Here is a 7,348-nt window from a genome sequence, read left to right on the forward strand (position 1 = left end):
GTAGCTAATGCCACCGTCTAATAACAACAAAACGAATGTTCATAACTTTAAGCTAACCTTTTGGTTATCGCTTACGCTAACGGTACTAGTTGGTGTTGTTCTTGATCGTATTAACTATAATCGTGTAAAAGATGCTCACCGCTTACAAATACTCTCTGAAGTAAGTACCTATCGTGCTCAATTAGAATCTATTTTAGTGTCTAATATTCAATTGGTTCGAGGTTTAGGTGTTGCCGTTGCAGCACAGCCTGATTTACAACAAACCCAATTCGAACAAATTGCAAAGCCACTATTTAAAACCTCAAATGAGCTACGTAATATTGGTGGCGCTCCCGATATGGTAATTCGCATGACTTACCCTTTAAAAGGTAACGAAAAATCGCTCGGTTTAAACTTTTTAGAAGAAAAAAACCAACGCCTTGATGCAATTAGAGCACGCGATACAAATACCATTGTAATGGCTGGCCCATTAAAATTAATCCAAGGTGACATTGCACTTATTGCCCGAGTGCCTGTTTACGTACCGCCAGATAATCGCTTTTGGGGATTACTCTCAGTTGTTCTTAATATTGATAAAGTCTATAAAAATTCAGGTATTTATGAGCTCGAAAAAGAATACAACGTCGCTTTACAAGGCAGACATGGGCTAGGCAAAAAAGGGGAGTTTTTTTATGGTGATCAAAACATAACAGATCAAGACCCACTAGAATTCACCTTAAATTTTCAAGGTGGGAATTGGCAGCTTTATGTTGCACCTAAAATAGGTTGGAGCCCTCCTAACTCAGCTATATGGCAACTTCGTTTATCGATTATTATTATTTGCGGGTTATTAATTTGGGCCTTTTTATTCTTTTTAAAAATGCTTGATCGCCAACAGCAAAACGAAAAAATGCTTGAAGCAATGAGTGACTTAGCTCAAATTGGGGCTTGGTCATTTAATCTAGAAAACAAGCAAATATATTGGTCTGATATGACCAAAAAAATATTTAAATACTCACTAGATACACAACCTGAATGGCCAAGTGATTTAGGCTATTTTAAAGAAGGTGAAAGCCGAAAAAAAATAGCCGGGTTAATTGAACGAGCTATAAAGTTTGGTGAAAGTTATGAAGTTGAACTTGAAGTTATTAACGCTGAAAATAAAACTATATGGGTACTCGCGCATGGCGAAGTGGAGCGAAAGAATGGCCGTAGCATTCGTATCTTTGGATCATTGCAAAATATTGATACCCGTAAAAAAATTGAATTAGAAAGCAATAAAGTTGCACTGCACAATGAAATACTCGCATCGCTAACCGTTAATAAACTCATATTAAACGGACAACTAAGCCAATCTAAAGACGTAATCACACAATCGATTTGCCAAGCATTTGACGTTAAACGTGCCAGCATTTGGTTTTTTAATGAAGATAAGAGTCAACTAAATCCGTTTGCAGTTCACAGCAATCAATTATCAAGCGACACCGTAGACCCTATTTGGCTAAGAAGAAATGCTAAAGACTTTTTTAATACCATTGATCACCAAGCTGTATTTAATGCTCCAGATGCACTAAATCACCCGGTTTTAACGCCTCTAAAAGCACACTATTTAAACCCTTTAGAAATTCAAGCCATGTTATGCGTGGTTATCCCAGCCGGTAGTGGAGCTTTGGGTGTTGTATGCGCAGAGCAATGTCAGTCACCTAGAAATTGGTCTCGTAACGAAGAGAGCTTTTTAATTGCCGTCGCAGCACTTATTGGCAGTTTGTACTCAAGCCAAAAACGTATTGAAACCGAGCAACAACTCGTTACCGCTAAAGAAGCAGCAGAGCAAGCTGTTGAAGCTAAAAGTGAATTTTTGGCAAGTATGAGTCATGAAATTCGTACCCCAATGAACGGGGTTCTCGGTATGCTTAATATAATTAAGCAAACTCAATTAGATCTTCAGCAAAAGCACCATATTGAACTTGCTCAATCATCTGCTCAATCTTTACTTAATATAATTAACGACATATTAGATTTTTCTAAAATTGAAGCTGGTAAGCTCGATATTGAAAACGTGCAATTTAACTTACCTCGGTTATTAGGAGAAGTAGTTGAATCGTTTGCCTTAAAAGTAGAGCAAAATAATACAAAACTTATTTTAGATGCCACTCAAATTACAGTTAGCGAAATAATTAGTGACCCTAACCGCTTGCGCCAAATTTTAAATAACCTAATTGGCAACGCGGTTAAATTTACTATTGATGGCGAAGTAGTTATTACCGCCAGAGTAGATGAAACAACGGATGGCTCGTTCCTACAATGTTCGATTATTGATACGGGTATTGGTATTGACCCTAAAAAACAAGCGTCGTTATTTGACTCATTCACACAAGCCGATGCTTCAACAACACGCCAATTTGGTGGCACAGGGCTTGGACTTGCCATAGTAAAACAGTTGTGTGAGCTGATGAACGGTGAAGTAAGCGTAAACAGCATGCAAGGTGAAGGAAGTACGTTCTCGTTCATAATACAAATACAACCTCGCTTGAGTAAAGAACAAGATTTACCGAGTCATTTAATTAAAAACAAACATATTTTAATTATTGATGAGTGTTCATTAAATGCAAATACAGCCAGAAAACAACTTACTGTATGGGGTGCAAAGGTTAATTGCATACATGACTATCTTGAGATTGCTGATTATTTAAATAATGTAACCACCCACCCTGAAGCTATTTTAGTTGATTACTACTTTTTTGAAAAAGCGCCGCAAACGGACATGAACGCGCTTAAAAACTTTATAAATATGCACAGTTGCAAGTTAGTTATTATGGCTCCAATGAGTTATTCACCTGAGGAGTCTAAAGTAGGTATGGAAGTCGACTGTATGATTTTCAAACCACTGACCCCTTCTGACTTGTTTGACTCACTCACAAACGATAAATACATTGAGCAACAGCAGCAACAAGCACAGCTGCAAAACAAGCTAACTAAAGCACCGGTACTTGATTCATCAGAGCCACAATTACTGCTCGTTGAAGACAATAAAATAAACCAAGTGGTTGCTTCGGCGCTATTAAAACAAGCTGGTGTGACTTTTGATATTGCTGAAAATGGGCTTGAGGCAATTGTAAAACTCAATGCAAAACAAGGTAAGCCATATAAGCTCATTTTAATGGATTGCCAAATGCCTGAAATGGACGGCTACCAAGCCACTAAAGCCATTAGAGAAGGTGATGCGGGCAAAGATAATGAAAACATTACTATTATTGCACTTACAGCCAATGCCATGCAGGGTGATAAAGAAAAATGCCTAGCTGCAGGCATGAACGACTATTTAAGCAAGCCACTCGATTTAGCGGCATTACAACCAAAGCTTCAACAATGGCTTGGCACTCAATAAAGGTGTAAGCTAATAAAATACGCTTACTAATTTGAGATTATTTATGCAGTTATCAGCAAATCAACAACGTATTCTTGGTTGCTTATTAGAAAAACAAAGCACAACCCCAGAGCACTATCCGCTATCGTTAAATGGGTTAGTGAATGCATGTAACCAAAAGTCTAATCGCGATCCTGTATTAAACCTTACAGATGAAGACGTGCAAAATGCACTCGATGAACTAATAGAAATGCGTTTGGTTACCATAGATGAAGGCCTTTCTGGTCGCGTAAATAAATATGATCACCGCTTTTGCAATACTGAGTTTAGTAATCTGCAATTTTCTGCTCAGCAACGTGCCATTGTCTGTTTATTGCTTTTACGTGGCGCCCAAACCCCAGGTGAATTAAGAACCCGCAGTGCTAGGCTTGCTGATTTTAATAACGTAAATGAAGTAGAAACAGCGCTCAATAAACTGATTGAAAGCGAGTACGCGCGTAAATTAGAACGAGAAGCAGGTAAGCGCGACAGCCGATACATTCATTTATTTGGCGAACAACGAAATAATCCCGCCGATGCCTTTGTTGCTCTACCAAGCGAAGTAATTAAAGATAAAGAGCTGAGTGATTTATTAGCAGAAGTAGAAGAATTAAAAGCAGAGCTTCGCAAAATAAAAGCTCATTTAAAACTTTAATTAATTAAGACTAAATCACATAATAAGTTTATTGCGTATCACATATTAAATTTTATAAGGAGCTGGCAATGCGCGCCGAAATTATGGCTGAAATGAAAGTACAGCCAACGATTGATGTAAATGCTGAGATAACTCGTCGGGTTGCTTTTATTAAAGCACGTTTAGTAGCAGCTCATTCGCGATCCCTAATATTGGGTATTAGCGGTGGTGTTGACTCATCAACTTGCGGCCGCTTATGTCAACTTGCCGTAAACGAACTAAATAAAGAACACGATACTGACAAATACCAATTTATTGCTGTGCGCTTACCTTATGGCGTACAAGCTGATGAAGACGAAGCACAAATGGCCGTTGATTTTATTCAGCCAAGTAAACGTATGACCGTTAACGTACAACCTGCCGCTGATGCATTACATGAGCAAGCAATAGCTGCGGTAGTTGGCTGCGGTGAGGCTCTGCCTGAGCAAGCTCAAATAGACTTTATTAAAGGTAATGTTAAAGCACGCCAACGTATGGTTGCTCAATACGAAATTGCAGGTTTTTGCCAAGGCTTAGTAGTAGGTACCGATCATAGTGCTGAAAATATTACTGGTTTTTATACTAAATTTGGTGACGGCGCGTGCGATTTAGCTCCGCTATTTGGTTTATCAAAACGTCAAGTTCGTGCTCTTGCTACTGCATTAGGTGCCCCAGCTTTGTTAGTAGATAAAGCACCCACAGCTGATTTAGAAAGTGACCGCCCAGGCTTAACGGATGAAGAAGCACTTGGTTTAAGCTATGAGCAAATTGATGACTTTTTAGAAGGTAAATCTGTGTCTAGTGATGTTGAACAAAAGCTTGTAAGCATTTACACGCGTACACAACACAAGCGCCAACCCATTCCGACAATTTACGATTAATGTTTAGTAAATAAAATAAAGCAATTAACGCCTTTGAGGATTAATTGCTTTTTTGATCGACAGACTAATAAACTGCGTATATTTTACTAAATTAACACGCTAATATTTATTAATGACCCGCCAAAGAGAACACAGCCTTATATGACATCGCCCACTTTAATTACCGGCGCAGGCCAACGCATTGGTTTAGCACTTGCTCAGCACTATATAGCTCAAGGGCAGGCTGTTATTATTACGTATCGTACTCGCCACAACGCTGTTGATACACTAGAGCAACAAGGCGCTGTGTGTATCTATGCCGACTTTAGTACCGACGACGGTATAAGTGCATTTATAAATACGCTTAAAGAGCACACAACATCGCTGCGCGCTATTGTTCACAATGCATCAAGCTGGGACTGCGAAGCTAACAATCCTGACTTTGCATCACTGTTTGATAACATGATGCGTATACATGCTAAAACACCGTATTTAATTAATTTAATGTGCGCTGAGCTGCTTTTAAACTATCAACAAAGTGTCAAAGCACCTGCTGATATAATTCATCTTACCGATTATGTAGTTGAAACAGGCAGCCCTAAACACTTAGCTTATGCAGCAAGTAAAGCGGCACTCGATAACCTAACTAAATCGTTCAGCGCTAAATATGCACCAAATATAAAGGTAAACTCGGTTGCCCCGTCGCTCATTATTTTTAATGAACATGACGATGAGCAATATCGAGCTAAAACCCTTAAAAAATCATTAATGGGCATTGAACCCGGATGCCAAGAAATTATCAATAGCATTGATTTACTATTACAGAGCCACTACATCACAGGGCGCTCCTTGCCTGTTGATGGCGGGCGCCATTTAAAGTAGAACACACTAGACTGAGAAACTTATGCATGACGAATTAAAAGAAAGTTACCAAAAAATAATTACTGCTGTAGGTGAAGATGCTAACCGCGAAGGTTTACTTGATACGCCAAAACGTGCCGCAAAAGCAATGGAATATTTAACGCAAGGGTATCGCCAAACACTTGATGAGATAACCAACAAAGCGGTATTTACGTCTGATGCTGACGATATGGTTTTAGTGCAAGACATAGAGCTTTACTCTATGTGTGAGCATCATTTGCTGCCATTTATTGGCCGTTGCCACATTGCTTATATTCCAAATGGTAAAGTATTAGGCTTATCTAAATTTGCACGTATTGTTGATATGTTTTCACGTCGCTTTCAAATTCAAGAACAGTTAACGCATCAAATCGCTAAAGCGGTTGAAGAAGTTACTGGCGCTAAAGGTGTGGGCGTTATTGTTGAAGCAAAACACATGTGTATGATGATGCGTGGTGTAGAAAAACAAAATTCAAGCATGCGTACATCAGTAATGTTAGGTAATTTTAGAAGCGACCCTAAAACACGTAACGAATTTTTGCAGCTTATTAAGGGTTAACCTATGGCTAATGCAATTATTAACGTTACTAATTTACGCCTGCGTACGTTTATTGGCTTTAACCCCGATGAGCGTGAAAAAAAGCAAGATGTAGTGATCAATCTAGAAATTCATTACCCTGCTGATGACGCCTGTAAAACGGATGAAGTAGACCAAGCACTTAACTACAAAGTGATCACTAAAGAAGTAATTAGCTTAGTAGAGCAAGGGCACTTTTTATTGCTCGAAAAATTAGTGGCTGAAATTCTTGCCGTTTGTCACTCACACCCAAGTGTTCATTACGCTAAAGCACGTGTAGATAAACCGCATGCACTGCGTTTTGCCGACTCGGTGTCGTTAACGCTTGATTGGGCAAAATAAGGTCTTAAAAACTTATTTAAAAAAGCTTTTCGAATCCTACGGCAAGGGCGATAACCGCTAAATAGCGAGCGCCTTTGCCTAGTGTTACTAACAGTAAAAAGGTACTAAATCGCACTTTAAATATGCCTCCAATCACCGTTAATGGGTCTCCCACAACTGGCAGCCAAGCAAACAACAAACTATACACACCGTATTTATTAAATTGCTTTTGTGCGTTATCAAGCCCTTTTTGCGATACCGGAAACCATTTTTTATCTTTAAAACGCAGTACTTGTGTACCTAACCAATAATTAACACAGCTTCCCAGTACATTTCCAAGCGTTGCTACGCACCACATAAGCCATAAATTAACTTTACCTTGTGCAATCATCCCCACCATTATCACCTCAGAAGAGCTAGGCAGTAATGTGGCAGATATAAATGCGCTAATAAATAACGTGAGATAAAGCATAATGCCCTTATGGCTAAACGTAAAAACCCAGCCTATAGCTTAACACCATTCAGTTAAGCATGTTTTGACTTAATGGTGTACCGAGTTTTTGAAATTCGAACGGTCCTACTTTTGGGCCGTTTTCTTTTTTCTGGAAGAATATAACGTTTCACTCGTTCTC

The 7,348-nt window shown here is 38.9% G+C and carries 7 protein-coding genes; 6 read left to right on the forward strand and 1 reads right to left on the reverse strand.

All coding sequences use genetic code 11. From position 1 onward, the window contains the following. Positions 1-7: 7 nt before the first annotated feature. The 6 genes from I6F49_RS14710 to folX all read left to right on the forward strand — a co-directional run bounded on the left by I6F49_RS14710 (position 8) and on the right by folX (position 6,737). Positions 8-3,367, forward strand: a complete 3,360-nt coding sequence (locus I6F49_RS14710; RefSeq protein WP_197181154.1) for an ATP-binding protein — start codon at positions 8-10, stop codon at positions 3,365-3,367. A 43-nt stretch (positions 3,368-3,410) separates the two neighbouring features. Beyond that, complete coding sequence (locus I6F49_RS14715) at positions 3,411-4,040, forward strand: YceH family protein (protein ID WP_197181155.1); 630 nt, start codon at positions 3,411-3,413, stop codon at positions 4,038-4,040. 68 nt (positions 4,041-4,108) lie between these two features. Further along, complete coding sequence (gene nadE / locus I6F49_RS14720; protein WP_166419546.1) at positions 4,109-4,939, forward strand: ammonia-dependent NAD(+) synthetase; 831 nt, start codon at positions 4,109-4,111, stop codon at positions 4,937-4,939. A 141-nt stretch (positions 4,940-5,080) separates the two neighbouring features. Beyond that, the gene (folM, locus tag I6F49_RS14725; RefSeq protein WP_197181156.1) at positions 5,081-5,800 is read left to right on the forward strand and encodes a dihydromonapterin reductase; all 720 of its coding nucleotides are present in this window, start codon (positions 5,081-5,083) and stop codon (positions 5,798-5,800) included. 22 nt (positions 5,801-5,822) lie between these two features. Next, on the forward strand, positions 5,823-6,377 hold the full coding sequence (folE, locus tag I6F49_RS14730) for a GTP cyclohydrolase I FolE (protein WP_024598803.1): 555 nt from the start codon (positions 5,823-5,825) through the stop codon (positions 6,375-6,377). Positions 6,378-6,380: 3 nt separating this feature from the next. Continuing rightward, positions 6,381-6,737: a dihydroneopterin triphosphate 2'-epimerase gene (gene folX / locus I6F49_RS14735; RefSeq protein WP_007377309.1), complete on the forward strand. Its 357-nt coding sequence runs from the start codon at positions 6,381-6,383 to the stop codon at positions 6,735-6,737. 16 nt (positions 6,738-6,753) lie between these two features. On the opposite strand, the gene I6F49_RS14740 is transcribed toward folX, so the two are convergent. Next, positions 6,754-7,188, reverse strand: coding sequence for a YqaA family protein (locus I6F49_RS14740; protein WP_197181157.1), 435 nt, complete (start codon positions 7,186-7,188; stop codon positions 6,754-6,756). Between the last annotated feature and the right edge of the window lie 160 nt (positions 7,189-7,348).

This window comes from Pseudoalteromonas sp. SWN166 (assembly GCF_015864485.1).
GTDB lineage: Bacteria > Pseudomonadota > Gammaproteobacteria > Enterobacterales > Alteromonadaceae > Pseudoalteromonas.